Annotated in this window: 23 protein-coding genes and 1 pseudogene; 11 read left to right on the plus strand and 13 right to left on the minus strand. The window is 45.1% G+C overall.

Features of this window, described 5'->3' with window-relative positions:
* The first annotated feature begins 243 nt into the window (after positions 1 to 243).
* From DYH48_RS16450 to DYH48_RS16465, 4 genes are all read left to right on the plus strand, one after another.
* Positions 244 to 2,541 (plus strand): hypothetical protein, encoded by a 2,298-nt coding sequence (locus DYH48_RS16450; RefSeq protein ID WP_172481203.1) that lies wholly within the window; start codon positions 244 to 246, stop codon positions 2,539 to 2,541.
* A gap of 12 nt (positions 2,542 to 2,553) precedes the next feature.
* A complete protein-coding gene (locus DYH48_RS16455) occupies positions 2,554 to 4,284 on the plus strand; it encodes a toxin-antitoxin system YwqK family antitoxin (RefSeq protein WP_115335375.1) in 1,731 nt (576 codons plus the stop codon).
* A gap of 121 nt (positions 4,285 to 4,405) precedes the next feature.
* Positions 4,406 to 6,718 carry a toxin-antitoxin system YwqK family antitoxin gene (locus tag DYH48_RS16460; RefSeq protein WP_115335376.1) on the plus strand — a complete coding sequence of 771 codons (2,313 nt, stop codon included), beginning with the start codon at positions 4,406 to 4,408 and terminating at the stop codon, positions 6,716 to 6,718.
* Positions 6,719 to 6,858: 140 nt separating this feature from the next.
* On the plus strand, positions 6,859 to 7,956 hold the full coding sequence (locus DYH48_RS16465; RefSeq protein WP_115335377.1) for a calcium:cation antiporter: 1,098 nt from the start codon (positions 6,859 to 6,861) through the stop codon (positions 7,954 to 7,956).
* Between the two features lie 29 nt (positions 7,957 to 7,985).
* Here the strand turns inward: DYH48_RS16465 and DYH48_RS16470 are convergent, their stop codons facing one another.
* The 5 genes from DYH48_RS16470 to DYH48_RS16490 form a co-directional block, all read right to left on the minus strand.
* Positions 7,986 to 9,611 (minus strand): rhomboid family intramembrane serine protease, encoded by a 1,626-nt coding sequence (locus DYH48_RS16470; protein WP_115335378.1) that lies wholly within the window; start codon positions 9,609 to 9,611, stop codon positions 7,986 to 7,988.
* 198 nt (positions 9,612 to 9,809) lie between these two features.
* Entirely contained in the window at positions 9,810 to 10,775 is a 966-nt protein-coding gene (gene pbpG / locus DYH48_RS16475) for a D-alanyl-D-alanine endopeptidase (RefSeq protein WP_006082859.1), read from the minus strand.
* Between the two features lie 395 nt (positions 10,776 to 11,170).
* Complete coding sequence (locus tag DYH48_RS16480) at positions 11,171 to 11,662, minus strand: GNAT family N-acetyltransferase (RefSeq protein WP_115335379.1); 492 nt, start codon at positions 11,660 to 11,662, stop codon at positions 11,171 to 11,173.
* 179 nt (positions 11,663 to 11,841) lie between these two features.
* Positions 11,842 to 12,561, minus strand: coding sequence for an LrgB family protein (locus DYH48_RS16485; RefSeq protein WP_012088405.1), 720 nt, complete (start codon positions 12,559 to 12,561; stop codon positions 11,842 to 11,844).
* Between the two features lie 2 nt (positions 12,562 to 12,563).
* On the minus strand, positions 12,564 to 12,998 hold the full coding sequence (locus DYH48_RS16490) for a CidA/LrgA family protein (RefSeq protein WP_006082862.1): 435 nt from the start codon (positions 12,996 to 12,998) through the stop codon (positions 12,564 to 12,566).
* 122 nt (positions 12,999 to 13,120) lie between these two features.
* Between DYH48_RS16490 and DYH48_RS16495 the strand changes: the two genes are divergently transcribed.
* Positions 13,121 to 14,011: a LysR family transcriptional regulator gene (locus DYH48_RS16495; RefSeq protein WP_012088404.1), complete on the plus strand. Its 891-nt coding sequence runs from the start codon at positions 13,121 to 13,123 to the stop codon at positions 14,009 to 14,011.
* 7 nt (positions 14,012 to 14,018) lie between these two features.
* Here DYH48_RS16495 and DYH48_RS16500 read toward each other — a convergent pair whose 3' ends face one another.
* Entirely contained in the window at positions 14,019 to 14,837 is an 819-nt protein-coding gene (locus DYH48_RS16500; RefSeq protein ID WP_256613082.1) for a hypothetical protein, read from the minus strand.
* 432 nt (positions 14,838 to 15,269) lie between these two features.
* On the opposite strand from DYH48_RS16500, the gene DYH48_RS16505 reads away from it, so the two are divergent.
* From DYH48_RS16505 to DYH48_RS16515, 3 genes are read left to right on the plus strand one after another with little or no spacing between them, the layout of a single operon-like run.
* Positions 15,270 to 16,004, plus strand: a complete 735-nt coding sequence (locus tag DYH48_RS16505) for a basic amino acid ABC transporter substrate-binding protein (RefSeq protein WP_115017319.1) — start codon at positions 15,270 to 15,272, stop codon at positions 16,002 to 16,004.
* Positions 16,005 to 16,011: 7 nt separating this feature from the next.
* Positions 16,012 to 16,692: an amino acid ABC transporter permease gene (locus DYH48_RS16510; RefSeq protein ID WP_115335381.1), complete on the plus strand. Its 681-nt coding sequence runs from the start codon at positions 16,012 to 16,014 to the stop codon at positions 16,690 to 16,692.
* Positions 16,685 to 17,410, plus strand: a complete 726-nt coding sequence (locus tag DYH48_RS16515) for an amino acid ABC transporter ATP-binding protein (protein WP_115335382.1) — start codon at positions 16,685 to 16,687, stop codon at positions 17,408 to 17,410. Before DYH48_RS16510 ends, DYH48_RS16515 begins: the two co-directional genes overlap by 8 nt.
* A gap of 430 nt (positions 17,411 to 17,840) precedes the next feature.
* Here DYH48_RS16515 and DYH48_RS16520 read toward each other — a convergent pair whose 3' ends face one another.
* The 5 genes and pseudogenes from DYH48_RS16520 to rimJ form a co-directional block, all read right to left on the minus strand.
* A complete protein-coding gene (locus tag DYH48_RS16520; protein WP_011845662.1) occupies positions 17,841 to 19,043 on the minus strand; it encodes an IS4-like element ISShes5 family transposase in 1,203 nt (400 codons plus the stop codon).
* A gap of 812 nt (positions 19,044 to 19,855) precedes the next feature.
* Positions 19,856 to 20,164, minus strand: a complete 309-nt coding sequence (locus DYH48_RS16535; RefSeq protein WP_115335384.1) for a hypothetical protein — start codon at positions 20,162 to 20,164, stop codon at positions 19,856 to 19,858.
* A gap of 128 nt (positions 20,165 to 20,292) precedes the next feature.
* Positions 20,293 to 20,625, minus strand: a complete 333-nt coding sequence (locus tag DYH48_RS16540) for an immunity protein Imm33 domain-containing protein (protein WP_115335385.1) — start codon at positions 20,623 to 20,625, stop codon at positions 20,293 to 20,295.
* Positions 20,626 to 20,916: 291 nt separating this feature from the next.
* A pseudogene (locus DYH48_RS16545) lies at positions 20,917 to 21,395 on the minus strand (transposase); the annotation flags it as partial.
* 44 nt (positions 21,396 to 21,439) lie between these two features.
* Entirely contained in the window at positions 21,440 to 21,979 is a 540-nt protein-coding gene (gene rimJ / locus DYH48_RS16555) for a ribosomal protein S5-alanine N-acetyltransferase (RefSeq protein WP_115335386.1), read from the minus strand.
* Positions 21,980 to 22,107: 128 nt separating this feature from the next.
* On the opposite strand from rimJ, the gene nfsB reads away from it, so the two are divergent.
* The 3 genes from nfsB to DYH48_RS16570 all read left to right on the plus strand — a co-directional run bounded on the left by nfsB (position 22,108) and on the right by DYH48_RS16570 (position 24,858).
* On the plus strand, positions 22,108 to 22,761 hold the full coding sequence (nfsB, locus tag DYH48_RS16560; protein ID WP_011847631.1) for an oxygen-insensitive NAD(P)H nitroreductase: 654 nt from the start codon (positions 22,108 to 22,110) through the stop codon (positions 22,759 to 22,761).
* A 344-nt stretch (positions 22,762 to 23,105) separates the two neighbouring features.
* Positions 23,106 to 23,750, plus strand: a complete 645-nt coding sequence (locus DYH48_RS16565) for a DNA-J related domain-containing protein (protein WP_006082872.1) — start codon at positions 23,106 to 23,108, stop codon at positions 23,748 to 23,750.
* Positions 23,751 to 24,102: 352 nt separating this feature from the next.
* The gene (locus tag DYH48_RS16570) at positions 24,103 to 24,858 is read left to right on the plus strand and encodes a DsbA family protein (protein ID WP_006085911.1); all 756 of its coding nucleotides are present in this window, start codon (positions 24,103 to 24,105) and stop codon (positions 24,856 to 24,858) included.
* Positions 24,859 to 25,015: 157 nt separating this feature from the next.
* Here the strand turns inward: DYH48_RS16570 and DYH48_RS16575 are convergent, their stop codons facing one another.
* On the minus strand, positions 25,016 to 25,543 hold the full coding sequence (locus tag DYH48_RS16575; RefSeq protein WP_006085912.1) for a cytochrome b/b6 domain-containing protein: 528 nt from the start codon (positions 25,541 to 25,543) through the stop codon (positions 25,016 to 25,018).
* Between the two features lie 136 nt (positions 25,544 to 25,679).
* Positions 25,680 to 26,201, minus strand: coding sequence for a menaquinone-dependent protoporphyrinogen IX dehydrogenase (gene hemG, locus DYH48_RS16580; protein ID WP_006085913.1), 522 nt, complete (start codon positions 26,199 to 26,201; stop codon positions 25,680 to 25,682).
* Positions 26,202 to 26,261 lie beyond the last annotated feature (60 nt).

Raw genomic sequence — 26,261 nt, forward strand, 5'->3', positions numbered from 1 at the left:
TTGGGTTTTGTTTTATTTCCAGCTTAATTATCCGCTTAAGCTCGTCTTTACTGCCGCAAGACTGACCTAAACCTCGTCGCAAACAAATAAGCACGGACATTCTCTTTACCTTGCTTACTCGCCTTTTAAGCTCACATTTTGATGACGTCGTTTTATTGCCTCAGATAGTTTTTGTGTATAATGTCGCCAAACCAAGATTAATACATTTACATTTCAATAACATGCGTAGCCAAGGGAGTACAAATGGCCACAGGGAAATACAAGGCAGTTCACGCAGCAATCGCACTGACAGTGGCAAGTATCACACTCTTGTTAACCGCCTGCGATGACTCAACGACGTCCTCAGAATCGGTTACGGCGAATATACCCACAGATCGCGAGTATCAGATTATTTCTACCATAAGCCTCAACGATGGTTTCGAAACTCGCAAGGTGTTGCAGGCACGATTACTGCTGGATTACCAATTACAAGATGTAGAGGGTAAGGCGGCCAGCTTAACCGCACCGTTAACCCATAACGCCCGCTTTTTTATCCAACCTAACCTGTTGCAAATTAGCGATTATGGCATGCCGATCCCGGTGAGCAATATTGACCCCAAAGGCAAGTCCAATGAAATCTTTCAGTTGGTTAAAGATGGCTTTAATGTGGAATTTAGTAATGGTGAAGTCCGCGAACTGACCCCCATTGCCAAGATGGATCAAAAAGATATCAAGGAGTTATTTGAGCGCTGGCAAAATCTTAATCACTTGTTTAAACAAGCCCCAATCATGCCTGTAGCGCTTGAGCCTAGCGTCGGTTATAGCATCAACGCCCCCATGGATGGGCGCTTAACTTGGACGGTTGAGCAGGTCAGTGAAGATAAGTTGATCGCCGTATTACAAGGGGAGAAAGACAAGTATAAGGCCTATGGCAAGTTCGAAGTTAACCGCAAAACCGGTTGGTTAGAGAGCATGGCGTTTTTTCAACGGGAAGAGCGCCAAGGGCGTACCTTTACTCACCGAACCGTAATGGCGCCTAAGGATCGCCCTTACATCATGAGCACGCTTTGGCATGCCGATGATAGCTTTGATGCTGAGCGCGATAGGGATGATAGGCAAAAGGAGCTGTACCGCATTAGCGATGTAGCGCAGGAATATCGCCCCAATAATGAGGCATTTATAAAATCCTTATTACCTGATCAACAAGGTATTTTAGATAATCTTGGCCCTTGGGGCACTGATACCCCTGAAGATCTGCAATTGCGCTTTGTCCACAATATGAGTCCGCAATATGTGGAAGCCGATGTGCGTTATGAGGACTTAACCGCCTTTGATGCTAACGGCAAACCGATTGACATTCACTTCTGGCAGCACGGTAAAGGTTGGGCGAGGAATTACCATCCCTCGATTGAATCTGCAACCGATATTATTGCGACTGGGTGGGATAACATCGCGAATAAACTCAAACAGATAGACCATATTACTGCCAAGCTAACACTTATCCCACAGACGAATAAGATAGTCGAAAAGTCGTGGGATGAACTGCTGGCAACACCTTACAGGGTTGGCGATGCCAGCCTAACAATCCAAGTACTCGATGCCGAGGCGAAACTCTTTAAAGTCGTGTCAAAACAGAGTGAGGATCAGAGTATTAATCTGCCTTTCCAACAATTTAAAGGCATGATGGCTGAGGCCCGTCGCGAAGGTAATTATCCCTCTTGGCTAACGGCGACGGAAAAGGAGCTGCTAGAACAATTGATAGGGGCCGATGAGAGCCATCACCTTACCAGCAACGCACTGTTACTCAAGCTGGATGAAATTCCTAAAACCCTGATGTTAATTGAGCAACAACCCCAGCCGGAGTTGACTCAAACCAAAACGATCCGCTTTGTACAATTTAGCGACTACAACAAAAATCTGGCTAATCCTCCCACCGAGTTTGGTAACGCTGGCCTAGGTAGCTTTATCAATCCGGCGCTAGATGCTGCAAAAAATGAATTCAATACGATCCAAGGGATAAAACCTGTAACTGACAATGGTCATAATCTGTATATTCCCATGTCAGCTGCCTTGGCAACCGCCTGCAAACCTGAAATAGATCAAGGTTTTAATGAGGGTAAAAATCCCGTCACTTGGCAGTTTGATCCCAACGCCCCAAACGGGGCAGCCTATAGTTTGATGACCCCAGACCGCGTGCGGCAGTTTTTCTACGATAAACAGATCAAGGGTAAGATCCGTTGCCAAGGTGATATCCATTGGCAGCCTTTAGAACTGGCTGTAACCGACCGCCCTTGGTTAATCGATTTAGAGTCTTGGCTGACGCAAACCGGATATGGCAATGAGCCAAGTAGCGATCTTAAAAATTACTTTAAGGTCGAAGATGCCCAAGGCAATCTGTTAACCATTCGACTCCCCGAAAATACTGAGCAGCGGATAAACGAGTTGCTGGTCGATGGTCGCTATTTAAGTATCGCAGGCCCCGCCGCCAAGGTGAGTTATATGACGGTCACCAAAGAGCCCGTCGATATCCCCTATGAATTCACCTTTAAACCTTTGCCATAAAAAGGAGCAGTCATGCGTATATTTACAGTAAAACGGCTCCTTGGAGCACTCGTACTTATCAGTACCCATGCCAATGCAGAAAACGTGCTGCTCGATGCCCATTGGAAGGTTGTCAAAGATGAAAAACAGGCTCAGTACTATTTTGAGCAACCAGTTGATCAGACAGATGGCTACTATAAGGTCGAGGTTTACTACAAAGAAAAGAATATGCTTTTCTGCTCAACGGCCATTGCCGATAAAAATATCGGTAAGGCCCTCACTAGCGAGCAATTTCGCGGGCCTTATCAATGTAACTTCGACGATGGAAAGCCCTACGAACAGGGCTTTCGTAACGCGCAAGGTCAGCTCGATAGCGTAATCAAAAAGTACAATGCCACTGGCCAATTATATACTGAGTCACACTATGAAAATGGTGTGAAACAAGGCCCTGAAACGGGTTATTGGAATGGCGGCAATATCCGCTACAAAACCGATTTTAAAGATGGTCAACAAGTCGGCATCAGCGAACATTTTGGCCCCGAAGGCGAAGTCACTGCCAAAATTTGCCATGACCCTACCTGTGTGAGCCAATATTTTAACCTTGGCAAACTTAACCGTGAGGAGCACAAGGTCGATGGCCTACTGCAAGGCACTGAGACCACTTGGGGCCTGAACGGGCAAGTCATCTCGACCCAAGAGTGGCTTAAGGATAAAAAACACGGCGACTATTTTGAATATTTTGACAATGGTAAAGTAAAGCGGCACTTTCAATATCAAGCTGATTATAAGGTCGGTGAGCAGCTGACTTATTATGAAAATGGTCAGATCAAATTAAAGGAAGTCACCAACGATAAGGGTGATGTCCTCCAAGCTATCGAATACGATGAACAAGGGCAAATTAAAAAAACCACAGACAGCAAATACCAAGGTAATAGCTGGGTTTATCGTAAACAGCAGCGCTATCGCGATGGCCAATTGATTGAGACCCAAGAAGAAGACAAACTCAAAAACTGGTCACTCTCCGAAACCTTCAAAAAAGGCTTGTTAATCGAGCGCCAGGAGCGACTCAATAAGCAATTGAATGGCTTACAGATAAAATCTTTCGACTACAACGATGTCATCACCCTCTCCCGCGAATATTATCAGGCGGGTAAGCGTGAAGGCGCCTATGAGACGGTGAAAATTGAGCCTGCCACAGGGAAAACTCAGCTAGTAGAGCAAGGTCAATATGCCAAGGATAAACAAGCAGGCACTTGGAAGAAATTTCAGGACGACGCCACCCTCACCTATAGCCACGATGATAATGGTGAGCTCCACGGTGAATACCTCAACAAGACCAACTCTGGCCAGTTGCTTGAATCTATTCACTTTAAACATGGCAAGCCCGATGGATTAGTCCAGCGTTACGCCAGTAACGGCCAAGTGTATGAAAAAGGCGAATACCGTAATGGTGAACAGGATGGCGATTGGATATTTACCGATGGTGAGTACGGTTTCCGCCCAATTCCCAACCCTGAAAGACGCTATTGGTATGGTCGCTTCGACCAAGGTAAACGAGTCGGCCATTGGGAATTACGCTCATCTGAAGACTATGTGCTCCAAATCGCCAATTATGACGAACTAGGCAGGCTTGATGGTAAACAATACGAGTTTAAGGATCATGGCTGGATACGGGTGATTAATAGCTACCATAATGGCCAGTTTTTAAATCAGGAAATGCCACCCCCTGTGGTCACTTCTGATGATGTTTTCCCTCGGTTTTAGCTTAAGCCTAGACGCTGTGCACTGCATTGAGTGCACAGCGCAATAGATAATTAAAATTAGGATTCTTACATAGGCCGCACATACCTTGGCCTTAAGACCCAGAACAGAGCAAGGAATCAGCATGTTCAATACGCCATTTCGCTTTATCAGCCTCGCGATTGCGGGAGCCAGCTTAACCAGTGTCCATGTACAAGCAGCGCAAAATCTCTCCTCCATGATGGTCGAAATTCGTCAGCAAGACGGAATTCCCAGCTATTACAATCTCGCCACTGGCATGCCATTAAATGGCGATATCGCCATAGTCCGCGATAACCAAGGATATACCTTAGGGCAATTTTCCCAGGGGATACCTAATGGTAAATGGCAAGTATTTCATACCAATAACAGCAAGCTTATCGAAGGAAACTATCAGCAGGGTTATCAAGATGGCACTTGGCGACTGTTCGATTTAAGCGGTGCAGTCACAGAGGAGCAGCAATTTACCAAAGGCGTGCCCACGGGCGAATGGAAGGAATACAACAGCAGCGGCCAACTCACCCAAACAACACACTATAAAGACGGTAAAAAAGAGCAGGTAAAACGCTTCTATGCCAGTGGCAAACTGCAAGCCCAAGAAAGCTACCTCGACAACCTGCGCCACGGTAAATGGGAAAGTTTCTATGAAAACGGCACCTTATCCCAAAGCCAAAGCTATGCAAACAACCAACTCTCCGGCCCCTATTTAGAACAAAATCCCGACGGGCAAGTTTCTGTGACAGGTCGCTTCGATGCCGAAGGCCGCCGCCAAGGATTGTGGGAAACCTTCTTCGACGACGGGACTAAATCGAGTGCCAGTCAGTTCAATCTTAATCAGCTCGATGGTGAAGAACGGACATTTTACCCCAATGGCGAACTCGCTAGCCTCTGCCAATATAAGGCAGGGCAACGCCAAGGCAAGTGTCAGCAATTTAACGATGCGGGTAAATTACAAGTTGAAGAACAGTATGTTAACGACGCTTTAGATGGGCAGCAGCAATATTTTAATGCCGAAGGAAACCTCACCAGCGATCTCAGCTATAAGCAGAACCAACTTGCCGGTACGCAAAAGTATTTCTACGACAATGGCCAACTTAAGGAACTGCGCAGTTATCAAGACTCAACGCTAGCTGAAAATGGCCAATATCCGCTTCATGGACCATCGGAGCGTTATGATGCCGAAGGTAATTTACTCGAAAAAAGCCACTACAACATGGGCATTCGAGATGGGCTATTTGAGCGCTATAGCGCAGGCAAACTGCAATCTTCTGAGCAATGGCAACAGGGGCAGCGACACGGTGAATCACGCCGTTACCATAGCAACGGTCAACTGCGCAGCTTAGATGAATATGTCGAAGGTAAACTGACGGGTAAATCAGAGTCCTACTTTGAGGATGGCACTGTTAATGAGCGGGGCAAACGCATTAACGGTCAATGGGTTGGTCAATATGAATCCTTTTATGACAATGGCAAACCTCGCGAACTCGCCCATTACGCCTCAAAGAAAAAGGAGGATGCCAGCCGTTATCCGCTCGATGGCCATTTTGCCCGCTGGTATGCCAATGGCGACCCTAATGAGGAAGGCGAATATCAAAACGGCAACAAACAAGGCTTATGGATCCAGTACCGCGAAGGCCTAAAACAACGGGAGCAAACCTTTGACGCTGGCAAGCTAAATGGTGACTATATTGAGTATTACCACGGACGTCGCCGTGTGGCAGGGCAATATCTCGATAATCAAAAAACAGGTCTGTGGATTGACTACCGCTACGAAGAAAAAGACCCGACCTATGGCGCTATTCCAGAAGGGAATATCCAACAAAAAAGCCATTGGCAGGAAAACAAGCGTCACGGCGTTAGGGAGTTTTACAGCTTTAAGCAAGTGGTTTACCGCTCCGAAACCTATGATAAAAATGACAAAACAGGCCCGTATGCCGAATATTATCCCAATAATGGCCAGCTAAAACTCAGCGGCACTATGGATAAAGGCAATCAAACTGGACTATGGGAAAGCTGGTTTGAGGATGGGATGCAAGCGGCCAGCACTGAGTTTTTAGACGGACAAAACCATGGTCAATCGAAGGAATACTACAGTAACGGCCAACTCAAACTAGAGGCCACTTATGCCAAAGGCTCGTTCGATGGTCAAGTTAAACAATATCACCAGAACGGTAAGCCACAACTCGTTGAAACCTGGGTTAAAGGCCAAAAAGAAGGCGATGCCAGCTATTATCACAATAATGGCAAACTAGCCGAACAAGGTACATATCTGAGGGATCGCAAAGAAGGTCTATGGCAAAGCTTTTGGCCTAATGGCGAAAAACGCACCGAAGGCAGTTACATCAGCGACCGAGAATCAGGGGATTGGAATCACTATGATCAACTCGGCAAACTGATTAAAACCGAGCACCACGGCTAACGTAGAAATGGGGTTGGGGATTACAGCGATCTAGCTCAAATATTTATCCTTAACCCCAAATCTAAAAGAAGTTTCATGCAAAGTGTGCCATAACAAGTGTCTATACTAACGGCCTTTTTTTCGCTTTGGACAAACTGCCTATGAAGACATTTATGAAAGACGAGTTCGCCCTGCTACTGGGAATACTGACCTTAGTATTCTTTAAAACCGGTGGCGATAGCCTACTCGCCGATGGCACTGCGCTTTCGACCTATATTCCCGTATCACTCGCCCTATTAGGCGTTGTCACTTGGGCCATCTTCTCAGTGGTGCGCCACTCTGATGCGCTAGCGATTAAGCTTGGCGATCCCTATGGCACTTTAATCTTAACCCTGTCGGTAATATCACTCGAAGTGGTGATGATCTCCTCCGTGATGCTGACAGGGGAACCTAACCCTGTGATGGCGCGCGACACTATGTTCGCCGTGGTCATGTTGATTATCAACGGCTTAGTGGGATTCACCTTATTACTTGGCGGCTGGCGTTACCACACCCAGCTTTTTAATTTAGATGGCGTAAAATCCTATTTGGTCGTCATTATCCCCCTCGCCTTACTCTGTTTAGTGCTGCCCAATTTTACCGAAGGCGGCACTATCGGCAGCATGTCTAAAGCCATGTCTTGGATGCTGATCATTATTTCGATTCTGCTCTATGGCGTATTTTTAGTGGTGCAAACCAAGAGCCACAGCCATTTCTTTGTCGATGCTGACCATGAAGATCACGAGGAGCACCACGGTATATTACGCAGTAATGCCTATCATACCGTGCTATTAATTGGTTACTTGTTGGTGGTGATTTTATTAGCAAAAACCTTAGCTATGCCAATCAATTACAGTGTCGCTACCTTAGGCGCACCGCAGGCATTAGGTGGCTTTATCGTGGCCTGTTTGATCTTGTCACCCGAAGCAGTGGGCGGATTTAAGGCGGCGTTAAACAATCAATTACAACGGGCGATGAATCTGTATTTCGGCTCAGTGCTCGCCACGATTGCCCTTACCGTTCCCGCAGTCTTAATTATTGGCAGCGTGATAGATCAAGAAGTGCATTTAGGCTTGTCACCCGCCGACATGGTGCTGTTAATCACCAGTTTAATGGTCTGCAAGGTCAGCTTCAGCAGCGGTCGCACCAATGCCCTGCACGGCGCGACGCATATAGTGCTGTTTATCGTTTACTTGTTCTTAATGTTTGAACACGCCTAAATCTTCTTAAATCCAAAGCCGAGCGCGACTTATTTGCGTCTCGGCTTACGTTTTTTAGCTGGACTATGGCCCTCAATCTTCCGAGCTCTCTGAGCACCTCGATCCCCCTGAGCACCTCGAGCATAGCGCAGCGAAAGGTAACCAACCCCTAACCCACTCAACAATCCGCCAATATGGGCAGCATTGTCCACTCCACCCAATAATCCTGCGACTAGACTTATGGTCACAAAAAATGCCAAGTTAATACTCAGTACCCAGTTGATATCCTCAGGGAAAATCTTTTTCCAAGCCCAAATCACGAGTATTCCTAATAGCCCCATAATGGCGCCCGATGCACCGACACTCACAGTGGCATCATACCAACAGATACTGGCAATACTTGCCAATACCCCAGTGATCAAATACGCCAAAAATAGTCGCCACTTACCGAGTACAGGTTCAAGAAAGCTGCCGACAAAAAACAAGCCGTAAAGATTCAGCGCTAAGTGGGCTAAACCGCCATGGATAAAGGTACTCGTGATTAAGCGCCACCACTCACCAGCAAGCACTTTAGGTCGAAAGTTAGCCCCCCATTCAAGCATGAAACTACCCTGTAAATTAATAAAATGTTGGCTTGACCATGCCATAAGGATAAACACTAAAACATTGAGATACATCAGAATAGGAGTTGCAATAAAACCCGGCTTGGGCCGTATCATTTCAAAAAAATCGTTAAGCTCGGCGATTGTGCCCGCATGGTTCAAACGCTTTGTAACTGTTTCAGCTTTAAGCGCTTCTTCATCCAGTTTCACCCGTAGCAAGAGCACAAACCAGACTAAAGCACCTGCAACAAACCAAATCAGCATCCAAGCGAGTTTATTGCCATTACGGGCTTCAAATGGCTCAAACTTCGGCATAAAAATCGTTGGGTATTCAGCTTGATAAAGCGGACTTTTTTCCGCTGCGCTAAGTAAGCCTCTCTGGAGAGATGAAGGGGCTAATCGTTCAAGGTAAACAAACGTTTGCGGGTCAAACTTATCAAACTCACGTTGGGATTGAGTCAAAAACGCCTTGTATGCTTGTTCTTTTTCATCGGGTTCGAGTCTATTACTGATCTCCTGCTGATAAATTTTGCCATACCAAGCTAAGACAGAAGTTCGGCGACGATCGGCGCCACTCGCAAAAATCGGCATCGCAATATAGAGCGTCATATTCAAGTGACTGTTACTTTTTCCTGTAACCTCAATATTTCGCTGCACACCAATTTGCGTCTTATCAATATAAGCTTGCTGTAACTGGTAATACTGTGTCTTTTTATGCAGATACAATTCTTGGATCGATGCTAATTGGGTTAACTGACCCGTTGCTGTTTTAAGATATTCCTGCGCAATAATACAAGGCACAGCCACGAGCTGCACGGCGAAAAGTAGATAGAAAAAGCGTGAATTATCCTTAACAAACTTCAGCAGTTTTAGCCTTGGCCTCAGAAAAACAAGCAACAAGAGCCATGACAGTATCAGCGGTAATCCCAAATTGGCCAGATCTTCATCTAAGCTAAAAAACTCAAATTTAATCAACAACAGCCAATGGATTAAGCTATAGCCAGAGATAAATAACAGGCTCGTGAATAAGAAGGGAAAATAGATCAGTTGAAGTTTTTTTTGCAGTACAGCCACACGTATTTCTTCCTTGAGTACATCAATCACTATGGTAATAATACCACGGGGAATTTACCAAAAATCATCAATGACTTACAGTATTAAAAAACCAAAGGCCAGATTGATTGCTCATCTGGCCTTTGGTTTTTTTAGTCTTTATAAAGCCGTTAAAGCAAGAGAGTCGCTCCAGCTCGACGTCTAAGTAAAAGCCTAGCCCTAGGTCTCACTCAACTTAGCTAATTGCTGCTGGCTACGCTGTTTCTTATATTGCTTAGCTTCGGCTGGGATCGGGGTGACTTTACCTGTTTCTAACCAGTTACGTAAACGGTTTGCATCGGCGATATGGGTATATTTGCCGTAGGCATCGAGCACCACAAAGGCCACTTGGCGTTTTGCCATTTCGGTGCGCATCACTAAGCAATGCCCCGCTTCGTTAGTAAAACCGGTTTTGGTGAGATGGATATTCCAGTTATCTTTATAAACCAAACGGTTAGTGTTACGAAAATCTAAGCTGTATCTAGGTTTAGCAAAGGTGACCGTCTTTTTCTCGGTCGAACTCAATTGGCCTAGCATAGGGTAACCTTCACTGGCCTTAAGCAGCACAATTAGATCGCTGGCACTGGAGACGTTTTTGTACGACAAACCCGTCGGCTCAACATAACGGGTATTCTTCATGCCCAGTGCTTTAGCTTTGGCATTCATCGCCTTAATAAAGGCTTTATGACCACCGGGATAATGGTGGGCAAGGCTGGCTGCTGCGCGGTTTTCTGATGACATCAAAGTCAGCAATAACATGTCTTTACGGCTAATTTCACTGCCGATACGCACTCTAGAATACACGCCGCGCATTTCTTTGGTGTCGTTAATATTAACCGCTAACTTTTCGTCCATCGCCAGCTTTGCATCTAAGGTCACCATGGCCGTCATCAGCTTAGTCACTGAGGCGATGGGCACCACGGCATTAGGGTTACTCGAATATAAAACTTCATTGGTTTTAAGGTCGACCACCATAGCGCTACTCGATGCCACTTCTTGCTGTTTTGCAGGCGCTTTTTTAGCGGGTGCATTTTTGCTGGCATGTTTAGTAGTGACAGAGGCCGAATCGGCTGAATGCGCTGTCGCGGCAACAGTGAGACTGCTGCATACAAGGATAAAACTACTGAGCAGAAAACGGATCTTCATTTAGATTTCACTGAATAGATAAGGGATCGATTGTGCTATGGCACAAGGTTTGGCTAAGTATAGGAGTTCTACCGTGAAAGAAATAGAATACAATTAGACTTTTATCTGCAAGATCAGCAGTTTCTCCTCAATTTTTATTATGTAAAACCAGCTTAACCTGTCACTAATCTTGAATAATCAAGCGGCTAGATCCAGCCTTTTGACTTACTACAGCGACTACGTCTTTAAAAGAGGGTTTTGGCAGTAGAATCATTGGCAATAAAAATAATGGACGACTTTTTGCACTTTTAACAAATGCGGCCGCTGTTCAGGGGTTTTAAGGATTGGAAGACGTGATTTATGGCATATAAACGCATTAACATACGCCATAAATACCGCAATTGAGCCGTTATAAGCTAACGTAAAACAAATTCGAGCAATGCTTCAGTATCTTGGCTCTCTTGAATTAATTGACCCGTCAGCACAAACCCGTATTTTAAGAGGACTCGCTGGGAGGCCAGATTATGCTTAGCCACTTCGGCAAAGAGTGGCCTTGCACTCACTAAAGGCAAGAATTGCGCTAAGGTTTGGGTCGCGATGCCTTTACCCCAGTAGTCACGGTCAATCCAATATCCTATCAGCGCTTGCCCGTCACTGTGCCAATGGCCTATGTTGCCCACAAACTTGCCATCAAAATCGATAGCCCTCGCTAGCACATTGACTTGCCCAAGAATATTCCCATGCCAATGCTTAAAAAAAGCTTCCCGATCCCTTGGCGGAAACTGAGCGAGCTGATTAGCAATAGGATCGCTTTGATGGGCAAAAATCGCCTCAAGATCAGTTTCATCAACCGGACGTAAACTCACGTTTTGTTGTGTTTTTAGCGGTTTATCTCGCTCATTAGACATCTGTAATCATCCTGAATACTTTGTATTTCAACTGGGTACAGCATGCCATATTTAGGACGGGTCACAAGCAAAAAAAAAAGGCGCATAACTGAGAAGGTGTTAGCGCCCGAAGAGGCAAATTTGCCAAAATTGAGGTGTGTAAATTCAAGCCATAAAACTCACACGATAAAATTCAAAACCTAGATAAAAATCAACGCAAAAACAGGTGCGCCTAATACCATAGCGATACCAATGAAAATCATCGTCAAACTGGCGATAACGCCTTCTTGCTGGCCGATTTCAGTGGCTTTTGCCGCGCCAGCACCGTGGGCCGAGGCGCCGAGTGCCACACCTTTACCTAACGAAGTACGAATCCGCATAAATTTGAATAGTGGCTCGCACACCAACATACCAATCACGCCTGTGATTAACACCATCATGGCCGTCAACTCAGGTACGCCGCCAAAGGCACTGGTGGCCTCCATAGCGAAGGGCGTCGACACCGAACGCACCAGCAAACTCTTAGACAATTCCACCGGCAGAGGCACAAACTTCACCAACAACCAAGAAGAAATCATCCCCAGAAATAATCCGGCCGTTACACCTAACCCTATCGTCAGCGGATATTGGCGGATCAAGTTACGCTCACGATAAATCGGCAAAGCAAAGGCGATAGTCGCGGGCGCTAACATGGCCATCAACCAATGGGTGTATTCAAAATAGGTTGGCAGTGGGATCTTAAGATTAAACACCAATAAGGTAATCACTATCGGCGCCAACACTATGGGCGCTAACCACCAGACTCTGTGGTACTTATAGAGACGCTTAGCGCCGAAGTAACAAAATACCGTCAGCAATAAACTAAATAGGGCTAATCCGGTCTGCGACAACACAAAATCCACTACTTTTGAGTCAGTCATAACTAAGCTGCCTTAGCGTGGCGACGGGCCTGCTTTTTGATGTTCAGTTGGCGCTCAAAACGAAACACTCTGTCGACCACAAAGCCAGTACCAAACATCACGCACACACTGCCCATCACTAAAGTGAACAATATATTGGTGCCGTATTGCTCAAACAAACCTTCGTACTTAATGACCGAAATCACAGGCGGGATAAAAAACAGCAATAATTCACCAATCAACCAAGCGGCGCCCAGTTGCACGGCATTTTCGGGAATGAGTTTAAAACCTAATAAAAATAAGAGTATGCCTAAGCCAATCACACTCCCAGGAATAGGAGAATGTGCCCAAGTGGCGAACCAGTGACAAGCGAAGGACAGTAAACAGAAGAGGCCGATTTGGGTTAATAACAAAGCCCAATGTCGACACTGACGTATTGCGGCTTGTGGGAATGACATGATTTTCTCGGTTAGAACAAAGTTTTCTATGGAGCTATTCTAGGCTTGCTTATTTGATAAAAAAAATGAATATTAAGAATGTAATACATGAATTTTAAGAATGCATTTAAAGGTGAAGCCCAATGGACCTCAAAGTTATTCGCTATTTTATCGAAATCGTCGATGCCGGAGGCTTTGGTAAAGCCAGCGAAAAAGTCCATCTCACCCAACCTGCGTTATCAAAAGCCGTGCGCCAGTTAGAACAAGAACTCGATCTCACCCTGCTTGAGCGCGGTAAACGCGGCACCCAAGTCAAACTCACTCCCGCAGGCGAAGTCGTTTATCGACACGGTAAAGACCTGCTCGCAGGGCGACAACGCATGCTCGCCGAACTCACGGCGCAGCGCAGCTTAACTGCGGGCGAACTCAATCTGGGATTAGCGCCGCTGGGCAGCGCCGAGATTTTTGCTCCCATTATTGCTAAGTATCGCCAGCAATATCCGCAAATTGACATGCACTTGCTCGTCCGTGGCGGTGTAGAACAAACTTCGGCGATCCAAAAGGGTGAGATTGAACTAGCCACAGGGATTATCGATTTTGATGATGGCTATGATGGTATTCGGGTGTTTAACGATCCTATGGTAGTGGTGCTTCCCAAGGAAAATCCGTTATCCACCCGACAGATATTGTCGTTTAGGGATCTCAGCGCCGATCCTCAAGTGATGTTCGAAACCGAATATACCCTCTATCAATTAGTGCTCAATGCCTGCCGACACGCCGGATTTGTCCCGAAAAACATTACCCGCGTCAGCCAAGCCGATTTCGGGATTGCCTTAGTCGCGGCGGGCACTGGGGTGATGGTATTGCCGCGCTCCATCGCGCGGCGCTACAGTGTACCCGGCGTCGTGAATATCCCGCTGGCGAGTGACGAGCTGCGCTGGGAGTTATCGCTCTTTTGGCGCAAAGACCAAGTATTGTCCTTTGCAGCTCAAGCCATGATCGCTTTAGTCGAGAAGCACTTAACTCATAAGTGACACTCTGTTACCAAGGGATCACTAAGCTCAAACGCACTAGCGTATCGCTATCCCATGGCAGAATAGGCAAATACTCAGCCGAGTTAATATCGACTTTAGCATAGTGATCTAAATTGTATTGCGTGTGCTCGGCGCTCAACACGAGCATGCTGTTAGGCCGCCAAAAATCGGTTTGGTAACTCAGCTCAAAGCGATATTGATTCTCTAACCATTTGCCCTCGTCTTGCCACGTCTGAGCGGCCACTTGCATATGTAGCTTAGGCGTCACATCCGCACCGACACTTCCCATAAAGGTATAAGCAAACGTACCGTTGCCAAAATCGCCACGATCGTAACCTCGGGTTCTAGGCACATCGTCATCGATTTCGAGATAGTAATAACCCGGCCCCGCCTTCAACTGGGCCTGTAATTGTTGTCCGTCAAAGTTAGCCGTCAGCCCAGGAAATACCTTAGCTTGTTTCTCCACCGAGCTAACGGTATTACGCTTTCCTTGTAAGTCGAACTGCCAACCCAATGAAAATTCAGGATTAATACGATACAACTCACCACTCGCAGCATAGGTGGACTTAAACCAAACTGGGATATGGTCAGGGTCGAGTTTATCGACATCTACATCTATATAGGCATCCAGCGCCGCCGTCAGCAAAATATCACTTTGGGTTTTATATTCTAACAATAGACTCGCATTCACCCCTAAGGTGTGAGAATCCTCGACCACAAAATCATGGCTGCCTAAGCTGTAATGCCACTGAGTTTGCTCTTCGGCCTGCAGTGCACTCGATAAGCACAGGGCTAAACACACTAATGCTGAGTTGAGATAGTTCACTTTTGACTCCTGAAACATCGTTTCTGGCTTGATGATCAAATCAACCAGAGGGTTAAACTGCATAAAATAGGAATAACACCAACTAAGGTTGCCGTTAAAGAGCGGCTAAACTAGCCAATTTAATCGAAGAATAATAGGCGATAGTGCAAATTATGACACTCTCATTGAGAAGCTGCTAATAAACACCACAGAAGTACAGATAGCCAAAAACCTAACAGTAACAATAGATACAGACCAAGGCACAAGAATTCAACCCAGAAAAAACAACTTATACACAAATCTGTACGGGAAAGCAGCGCCCCTCATTCTTGCGACTGAAAACCGTAAAAATAAAATGAATTTTTAATCAAATTAACAGCATAATTATTGACACAACATGCTCATCTGCCTATAGTCGCCACACTGATAGTGAAATCGACAAGAGAGTCTTAAATGAAAAAATCCATGTTATTAGGCGGCCTGACCTTAACTGCCACCTTGTTGTTAGCTGGATGCGGAAAAAGCGATGACGTGTTAGTCGTTGGCACTAATGCCGCCTTCCCTCCTTTTGAATATGTTGGCGGCCAAAGTGGTGATGAAATCAAAGGCTTTGATATCGATCTGGCCAAGCAAATCGCTAAAGATGCCGGCAAGACGCTGAAAGTCGAAAACATGAAATTCGATTCACTGATCGTCGCGCTTAACTCAGGCAAGATTGATTTTATCGCCTCAGGCATGACGATTACCGCTGAACGTCAAGCAAACGTAAACTTCTCTGACCCTTACTACGAAGCGACTCAAGTTGTACTGGTTAACAAAGATAACGATAGTATTCATACGCTTGAAGATATTAAAGGCAAACACTTTGCGGTGCAGTTAGGCACAACCGCTGACATTATGTCGAAGAAATACACCCAAAATATCACCGCCTTTAATACGGGTTTCGAAGCCATTATGGAGCTTAAAAATTCAAAGGTAGATTTAGTGTTATTCGACAGCGAACCTGCCGCTAACTATCTGGCTAAAAATCCTGAATTAAAGATGATTAAACTGGATTTTCCTGCTGAGTTTTATGGTTTCGCCGTGTCAAAAGAGCAGCCTGAACTGTTGGCGAGCATCAATAAAACACTGGCTAACATGAAAGCCGACGGCCAATATCAGACGCTCGTTTCTGCCCATATAAAGTGATATCAGCATGATAGACGCAATTAACAGCTCGCTGTTCAGCCCAATTGGCGAAGATGGCATGATAGGTATACTGCTGATATTAAATGGTTTGAAGGTGACGTTAATCGTCACTTTCTTCGCCATGTTATTAGGCGCAGTGTTAGGCATTGGCACCACCTTTATGAAGATGTCGTCTAAGTGGTACATCCGCTTCCCCGCCAATCTTTATGTCGGTGTTATCCGTGGCACGCCAGTGGTTGTGCAGTTAGTGATCCTTTACTTCATCGTGCTTTCAGCCTTAGATGTCGATAAAATCACCGCCGCCATCATCGCCTTTGGTCTCAATAGCGGCGCGTATATCTCTGAGATAATCCGCGCAGGGATTCAAGCCGTCGACAAAGGTCAAACCGAAGCGGCCCGTTCGCTCGGTTTATCCCAAGCCATGACCATGAAATCGATTATTTTGCCCCAAGCAGTCAAGAATATTCTGCCCGCACTTGGTAATGAATTTATCGTGCTCCTCAAGGAAACCGCCGTTATTGGCTTTATCGGTGGCGTCGACCTGATGCGCGCCGGTGAAATCATCCGTAGCCGTACCTTCGAGGACAGTGTGCCCTTATTTACCTGCGCCCTTATTTACCTATTCCTGACCTACAGCTTCACGTTTGTGCTGTCGAAATTTGAAAAGAGGTTGAAACAAAGTGATTAAAATAACCAACCTGCATAAAAACTTCGGCGATAACCAAGTGCTCAAGGGTATTAGCGAGCATATTCGTCAGGGTGAAGTGGTGAGTGTGATTGGCCCAAGCGGCAGCGGCAAGAGTACCTTTTTGCGTTGTATCAATCTGTTAGAGCAGCCAAGCCAAGGCGATATCGAAATTGAGGGTCAATTGATCACAGCGCCAAACGCCTGCGTCGATAAACTGCGGCAAAAAGTGGGCATGGTGTTTCAAAACTTTAACCTGTTCCCACATAAAACTGTCATCCAAAACATCACCTTAGCGCCCATTAGTCTAAAACTAATGACGCCCGCTCTGGCCGAAACGAAAGCCCTAGACCTATTGGCACAGGTTGGTTTAAGTGACAAAGCCAATGCCTATCCCGCCAGTTTATCGGGCGGCCAAAAACAAAGAGTCGCCATTGCCCGTGCATTAGCAATGGAACCTGATTTGATGCTGTTTGATGAGCCAACATCGGCACTCGACCCAGAAATGGTCGGCGATGTGCTAGACGTGATGAAAGACTTAGCGCTAAAGGGCATGACCATGGTGATTGTTACCCACGAAATGGGCTTTGCGCGCGATGTATCCGATCGAGTGATCTTTATGGATGGCGGTTATGTAGTCGAATCTAGTCCACCCGATGAGCTATTTAGCCATCCCAAAGAAGCCCGTACCCAAGCGTTTTTAAGCAAAGTATTGCGCTAGCTAATGCGGATTCAGTTAAATTCATCATTGGATGCAGGTATGCCCCATCTGATGTGAAAGGATTAACAAATGCCACGATGGCATGAATGCCAAAAAGCGGCCATGGGGCGGACGGTCGTCTCGCCAATCACCATTACTCACCTTTTTGGCTTTCGCATAACCTGTAGATTTAAAAGACACCGGACATACGCAACATACTTTTGGACAAAAGTGAGTTAGTTTTTTACTCGAATCAGTGGGCTTCGGATAAATATTTCTATGGACTAACACCCTGCTAACAGGTAAATGATGTTTGACTATAATTTTGAAACGTAGAGATAAAAAGCCAAACAGTATTTCTCCCTGTCGAACAGCTTGTATATTACCGCTTCTTGATTACGTTACCGTATCTATCTCTCCAACCTTCAATTTCAGGCGCTGGGGGATCCCCTCATAATTGAGGTCTTCCAGCGTCATGAACTAAGTTTATATATTCGATTAATGCCCAGCGAAAAATTGTCTCCTTTACCGGATATTTGTCTCTTTTGCGTACTTCCTTTCCAAGTCTGACAATTGATAGCACTGCCCGCTTTCTCACTGTATTGGCTTGAAAATATCTTTGCCATCCGAGGTGTTGTGCCGCTAACCCAATACACCACAACACGATTTCAGCCAGCATAGCGATGAGCAGCAATACATCATATCGCTTTGGACAACGGCTGCGGCTTTGTCTAAGGCCCATGCCATATTGCGGACTTTTTAAATCGCGGAAGGTTTCTTCAATTTGCATTCGCTTAGCATATAAATCGACGACCTTTGAAGGGCCAAAGTAGTCCGGCGGTAGATTTGTTGCGAGTAGCCAAGGCTCTTTACTCCCTAAGCTGTAACTCTTTTGTGCGGTGTGATTTCGCCCAGCTTTAGAAGAACGTTTATCCTTACGCAGCTTAGGTTTAGCTTTAAACAAGTGCAGGCAACATTGTAGCGGAGACTTGCGCGCTAACTTGACGCTACCTATGTATTTCGCGGTTGAATTCGCCTTAGGGTAGAGGGATTTATTTGACTGCCATGATGTTTGGCCGTTGAGCATAAAACTGACATCACCGCGAACTCGACCTAGCCAAAACCAGCCATGGCGCTCGACTTCCCTAAACCAAGTATTGCGATAACCTGCATCGGTGACGATGAGCGGGCAGCATCTTGGCGGCAATACGTTAGCAAGCTCAGCTAAGAAAGTGTTATGACTGCGCGGGGCATTGTAATCTTCAAATAGAAAAGTGCGTTCGTACAAAGTAATGGAGCGACCTTTAACACTGATTGATGCGCGTAAGGTCATCATTCGCAGTTGCTCGCGTACATCAGACCAATCCACAAGAATAATGGGCATCGGATTTGAGCCGCAGAGATACTGTGCATGCCATTGATAAATAGCGAACTTATCTTTGACAACATGTAGATTTCCGAGCAGTCGGTCAATACGCTTGATATTGTGTTTTGGTGCAACGTTACCCGTTATGTTCCGTCCTAACTGGGTTAACGAGAGTTGATTGCCATCGAGTAAAGACTCAGTAGCAACCATCAGAGAATTAAGGCGTTTTTGGTGTATTTGAGGGCATTGTTTTTTGAGTAAATCGTGTAATATGTCGATATCACGCATGATGTTGGATCTAGTAGGTTTTTGGCGAAATTGATTAGATCAAACAGCATCATGCGTGTCTACTTATTTGAATCCCATCGAATTTATCTGGGGATTCGCTAGTTTCAGGCGTTGAGAGTAAATATGCGTGAAAAGTGATAATACCATGTGTTTTTCGAATATTTTCAGCCCACCAAATACCCACAATAAAACCGAGACCTGATGCTCCGTACACAATGTTCCATGCCGTATTGAATTCGAAAAAATAAAAGCTAAATAAACTGGGAATGCAAAATAATGCTGTTGCCGAAAGAATTATTTGGAAATACAACCAAGCGAATATAAGCCAAGCTGTTAAATGTAGGTAGCCCTCAAGTGGCTTTATTATGATTAATTTTAGATACTTCATGCAATTCCATTTGGTAACATAACGTCTTAGTATTTATGCGCTGCGCTGTTTGCAGGGCATAAATCGCTTGTTTACTAAATCTCAAATATGGCCACTACCACATCCATGTCAATTGGTATAAATGATGCTATAGGAATTTATTTTTTTGAGGTAAGGTCTGAGCTGCAGAGCTGTTTTGAGCAAATAATATTGCATGGTTTCTGCGTATTTCATTGATAATCCTTTGTCATGGTTGTGTTCCATCGCATCTTTTTTAAGTCTAGCTGATTCGAGCAGGCTTAATCATTCCACTAAATCGCAGTTAAGCTCCGCGCAGCGGCTTAGTTCAACGCCGCATTCAGGGGCGCCGGCACTACAGAAGTGACCGCACAACGCCCTAAACACTAAACCAAACCACGCGTACCAAGTCCCACTTTAACGCCTGTTAGCTGTTAATTTCACTGAAAATTTCGACCCACTGTTTCGGATTAGCCGTGATAAAAACAAACGTTGACTCATTTGATAAAGTGATTCGAATTGCATCAGTTGTGATCGGAATGATTCCACCACCCTTACCCACATCTTGAATCACTAACTTTATTTCATCACGCTTGATATGGTAGGGACCGAGGCCAAGCTGCTCGTTAAATGGGACAAAAACAACCTCTGTATCCGTCAATGACAGCTTACCGTCCGCCCTAGCCACACCTATTTGTACTGTTGCAAATGATGACTTTATCGGTTCTTTAAACATAGACAATCCTTTTTCTGATGAGTCTTCCACTTACCTGCTAACGCATTACTAATGGGCTGCCGCAGCGCAGCGTAGGCAGTCCCGTGGAGGCCACGCTTTTTGTGGCCGGAACGAAATTAAGTAACTTGTTATATGCCGATAAGCGAAGGATCATGCCATACATCCTCAACACCAGCAGCAACCAAAAACCTATATCCAGAAGGCAAGCCAAGATACTTTTCAATTTCCTGTAAGTACTTATTGATGTGACTCACGTGCAGAGGTTTAAAGAAATCTGCATCATCACTAAGTTCTTCACCACACCAAATATACCAACCACAAGTTTCATTTTCAGCTATGTGGCGCAGACCATTGATAGGGAATTTACCGATAGTTTCAATCGCAATACCTAGCTTATCGCCGCTGTTACAAGGCGCAAATTCCGCTTCAAATTTAGCGCAGATAACTTGCTGGCTAACCATAACTTTCCTTAGGCATGTAACGCCGCCAGCAGCGGCCGAGTGAAACAAGGTCCAGCGACCGCTGGGCAGAAAAATCTGGCCATCCATTTTAGATCAACAACATAATGCACTTTTGGTTTGTCTACAACTTGTACGATCTAAAATTGCTTAAAGTAGAGTCATCAAAAGTTGAAGGGCTAAAGCTGAGGCATAAAAATGAGCTAACTCATTAAAAAATGGTGTATTTAAGACATGCTAATCCACCCTATAGAACAAATGGGTAGTGATTGGTCTGGTTAAGCAGGATTACAGTTAGTTGCTGTGAAAGTACTGACAGCTTGCCGCAAAGTGCCGTCGTCGTTTTTCTAAATGTTCGCAGTAATCGGTCAGTTCTTGCAGCGTACCCACTGGGCCATGAAATAGCTTGCCAAACTCAGTAGTGAGCTTGAGCCAATTGTCATAGGGGATATTTAATCTTGTCAGTAACTTGGCGCTATTTTCACTGATAGCACCTCGTTTGTCGCTTCGAATAATTCGGCCAGTATCTTCCACCAATTCGAGGTAGTCCGTTAAGGAAAACGCAATGCCATTGGGCTGGTTATCACATTCATTACCGATAAAAGGCAGTAGATTTTTGGGCTGCTCACCTTTTAATGCGGCCCGAATGCGCAGCTGGATACTGGTATAGTCGAATTGTTCTGGCGTATCAGCCAGTTGGACTCTGATGGGACTTCTTTTAATAAAGAGTAATCAGCATAGGCCATACAGGCTAAAAGCTTTGCCTTAATCAACCTAAGCCCTATATCTAAAGCCAGATCATAACTTAGCACTAAGCTCATCCATTGATCTTTGCTGTCAATACGTGATCCCGCCATTGCCCTGCAATCATCAAGTAATCTCGGGCAAAACCTTCCTTTTCAAATCCTTGTTGCGCCAAAACCGCAGCACTGCGCTTATTTTCAGGCATATAATTTGCCATGATCCGATGAAGCCCAACTTCCTTGAACATGTAATCTATTCCTGCAGATAAGATCTCAGTCATCAACCCCTGCCCCTCAAATCTTTGCGAAATAGAATAGCCAAGGAAACAGGCTTGAAAAGCTCCGCGGGTAACGCCTGTAAAATTACAGATGCCTATGACTTCCTGCCTGTTTTTTGTCAGTGCGACAAACTTAAACTCACTACCATTGCTAAAAGCTTGCTCCGACGCAGTTAACGACTCTTGCCAATATTCAAGTGTTAAATACTGACTTCCACGAATAGGTTCCCAAGGCGCTAAATGTTGTTGATTATCTTGATAGTAGTTCAACAACAAATGCGCAGAATCCCTATCTAGCACTTCAATTAAGCTTCTTTGTGTTTCAATTATTTTCATCACTTATCCTAAATCCAGTTTCAAATTTTTTTTGAAACTAATACCTGTCTTGATCACATTGTTTTTTACTTGAACCTGCTTAAAATGCTGCCATTGAATTTGTATTCCTGATGATTTGGAGCTGTTACATGAGTGATTTAAGTTTCTTCGCCAAAAAACGTTACACCACTAAAGCCTTTGATCCAACAAAGACGATTCCAGCGGAAAAAATTGCAGATATCAAAACCCTGCTACAATTCAGCCCTTCGTCAGTTAACTCACAGCCTTGGCATTTTGTACTAGCAAGCACGGCCGAAGGAAAAGCTTTAATCGCCCAAGCAACCGAGAATTATGCCTTTAATACCCAAAAAATCCTCAATGCTTCCCATGTGGTGGTGCTCTGCACTCGCACTCAATTAGATGAAGCGTATTTGCTGCAAATCCTTGAACAAGAGGAAAAAGATGGCCGCTTAGCTAATGAGGAAGCAAAACAAGCCCAGCATAATGGCCGTTCTTTCTTCGCCAACATGCATAAATTTGAGATGAAAGATGCACAACATTGGATGGAGAAACAGGTCTATTTAGCGCTCGGCACTTTAATGCTCGGCGCAAGCGTGTTAGATATCGATACTTGTCCGATTGAAGGTTTTGATGCCACTAAAATGAATCAAGTCTTAGGCTTAAGAGAGCAAGGTCTATGCGCCTGCGTAGTTGTCGCCATGGGTTATCACGCAGAGGATGATTTCAACGCTAAATTGCCTAAATCTCGCTTAGATCAAGAGGTGATTTTTACTGAAATCTAGCCCTCATCTTAAGTGAATAATAAACATGCCCTTGATTTAATGTGATATAAACAAGGGCATAATTTTTTGCACCCTAGCGCTCTTCGCCGACAATATCCTAAAACTTGCCTGCTATTAACGGCTTATTTGCACAAGAAGCCATCTAAAGTAGGAGTAAACCACCACGGTATTGCTCTAAAATTCATCTTTGCCTACACTTTGCCTCTATGGCATGATTTACTGCACAGTCCAGAACGGCATAGCTTAGTGGATCATCGTTTATCGTAGTTTCGAGTCATTTTTTTGCAGCCAGTGGTTTTATCGGCGCATTGGTCACACTCACTATTTAGGATGGGACAGTCAGTATGTTATTTGCCAAACCCTCGCTCACTGAAGAACCTCAATCGATTCGAGTTGCAAACACTAAGGGCGATAACCCACTGATTTGGCCGTTACTCACGGTTTTACAAGCCTCGAACCAAAGTTGGAAAATCCATCACTTAGCCACAGAATTACAAACTCAAGGGCTGATCCACCAGCTTGATGAAAATCCGGGTAACGATTTATTCAAACGTAACTTCCTGCTGATGAACGCCTTGTTTGAACTGCAGGAAATATTACTGCCCAAGCAATGGCTGCAAGTCAAAGCCATGGAAATCCAAATCTTCCGCTTAGTCCCATCAAACGTTAACCTTCTGATTATGCAAGATACTTCCCTACGTGAGTATTATCTCGATTGGAATAACTACGACACCAGCGAAAACGTAGTGCGTGAATTACTTGAGGCTTTCTGGAGCAATTATAAGAGCTATATTGGCTTAAATATCAATCTGATGAACAAGGGCAATGCACTGCGAGTTTTCGAATTAGACGAGAGCGCCACCGCCCGCGATATCCGCAAGCAATGGCGCCGTTTAGCGCTCAAGTGGCACCCAGACCGACCCGATGGTGATGCGGCGCGTTTTCGCGAAGTGTGCGAGGCGTGGCAGTCACTAAGGGACATTGCCTAAGCATTTCACCAGCGATAGTACTTGCCATTAATCAACACCTATCGAATCGTTACCTATCGACACCTATCGCTTTAGCGGTGTGATCCTGTCTGCACTATTGCGACGCCAAGGCAATGCTAAAGCAAATCTTAGGTAAAACTTCCATTGGGGTCACAGATTTAGCCCAGTCACAACGAGCCAATTCAGTCATAATTAAGCCTTTCCATTTAACCTGAACCTATGCGTTACGCTGGCATTTTGGCTAGCTAAACTTCTAGATTGAAGCTCACTTTATGGCTTCTGTTGGCCGTTAAATATCGACGATACCCACAACTGACACAGTGAATTCAATCCCACCGAATTTGAGGAAACTATGATTAAACAATTAGCCTTGGCTGTAACCTTAGCAATTGCGCCCTTGAGCAGCTTTGCCGCCAATTTTGTTGAAGGCACACACTACACTCAAATCTCGGCAAAAGCACCTAGCAGTGAACCTAAACTCACTGAATTCTATTCATTTTATTGCCATAACTGCTTCAATATGGAAACCAACTATTTGCCAGATATCAAGGCAAACCTCAACAAACAGATAAGTTTCGACAATAAGCATGTCGACTTTATGAATAGCGATATTGGTACCGAAGTGATGCGCTCTTTGGCCGTGATCCAAAGCCTTGATAACAAAGACGCCTTAACCCATGCCATGTTTACCGCAATCCAAGGCACAGAGGGCGCAAACGGTCACGATCACAGTGCACCAGGCCATCAACACGAGCCGCAAATTAACAACCGCGACGACATCAAAAAAGTCTTCGCCCAATTTGGTGTCGATGCCACTAAGTACGACGCGTTAGCCGACAGCAAAAGCACCGGTGAAAAACTGGCCCTGTGGCGAACTCAGCAAAATGAATTCAAAATCGACAGCGTACCCGCCTTTATCGTGAACGATAAATATGCAGTAAACTTAAACAGCATCAAAACCTTAGATGAGTTAATTGGATTAATTAACTATCTTGCCATTGAGAAAGATGCCGCAGCCGCTAAAACCTCATCGGGTGGCAGCATAGGCTGGTTATTTTTAGTCTTTGCCGCCGCAATTGGTGTGACACGTCAGCAGCGTCTTAGCTAAATCCAGACACAAGCGTTAAAGTAAGGCACCGTCAGCATAAAAAATGGCCTCCAAATTAGGAGGCCATTTTTATTCGCATTCGAAACACGCTTGCAATATAAGAACTTAATTCAATCGTCTATATAAACACAGTCATTTAGTGTTATTTTCCAATCTGTTATTGGCGAATGAAATCGAGAATATGACTCGCCGCTAAGATTAAATGTACGATCAAGAAACCGATAAAAGCCTGCGCAAAAATTTGATGATAACCGCGCCACGCCAGCGCCGTTGGCGTCCCTTGAACAACAAACCAAACGAGGCCCGTAACCCCTGTCGCCACCAGCAACAGCATACCGATACCTTCTATTGCACTAAACAGCCCTTTACCACCTGCGACGGGGAATTTGCCTTTTGTGAGTCCAAGCATATCCTGTTTTAATTGCGTCCAATCGCCAGCTAGCCAACCAAAGTATTGGCGCCATTTACCATGCAAGGTATTGCTGAGTAAGAACAATATCCCCAGCACTGCGCACGCTAAACCTAAATACACATGCAAATAGTCCCAAAAACCGGCGTTATCGGGTATCCGTCGGCCCATAAAAATCCACGGGCTGGCACAGACGAGTAAACTGCTTGATAGCACAACCCACACATGTAGATGCGCCATCATGACTCGGAACAAGGAGCTGAGTTTACTCATCATATTTTTCATCCTACTTAATGCTTCCTTTGCCCTTTGCATGATTGAAGTTTGAAGATTAAATGCATTCGCGGCGGCTTAGTGAGCGCGAATAAAGTGGGCTAGGGGCAAAACGCGGCGCCACGATTTAATGCCCAAATTAGGCACGGTGGATCTGCTCACCAAATTCAGCCACTTTCTGCCAATCCGTGTATTCCACATTGGTAACTGGATCCGTTGGTCCTTTCGTTAACCACATGATGAAACGGATGATATTTCTATCTAAGGCGTTATAACCTTGGTAATTCAGGTTACCCCCAAAAACGCGCAACAACTGTGGCCGCCAAGTGGTTTTACTTAAGAATGCCTGCATATAAGGATTGGTTTCTGGGGTATTTTTCTCAGGTTTACGCGCGACTAAACTAACGGAGAAAAAACCGCTGACCTTACCCGTCAACACAGCTTGATGTTTTTCAATAAATTCGTACAAGCTAGGATTATGTTTACCATGGCGAATACTGGCGCCAATGATGATTTTATCGAACTCAGCGAGTGCAGGAACAGCCTTGATATCGGCGGTAACCACCTCATTGTCCAAGGCCGTTAACTGCTGCGCGAGCTTAGTTGCAATTTTTTGGGTCTGGCCGTGAACACTAGAATAAATGATGAGAATTCTTTTCAATTTAGCCTCGATTAATCCCAAGTAAAATAACCATAAGCGGCCTAAAAAATACTGTTACTG

Source organism: Shewanella baltica, from assembly GCF_900456975.1.
GTDB classification, from domain to species: Bacteria; Pseudomonadota; Gammaproteobacteria; order Enterobacterales; family Shewanellaceae; genus Shewanella; species Shewanella baltica.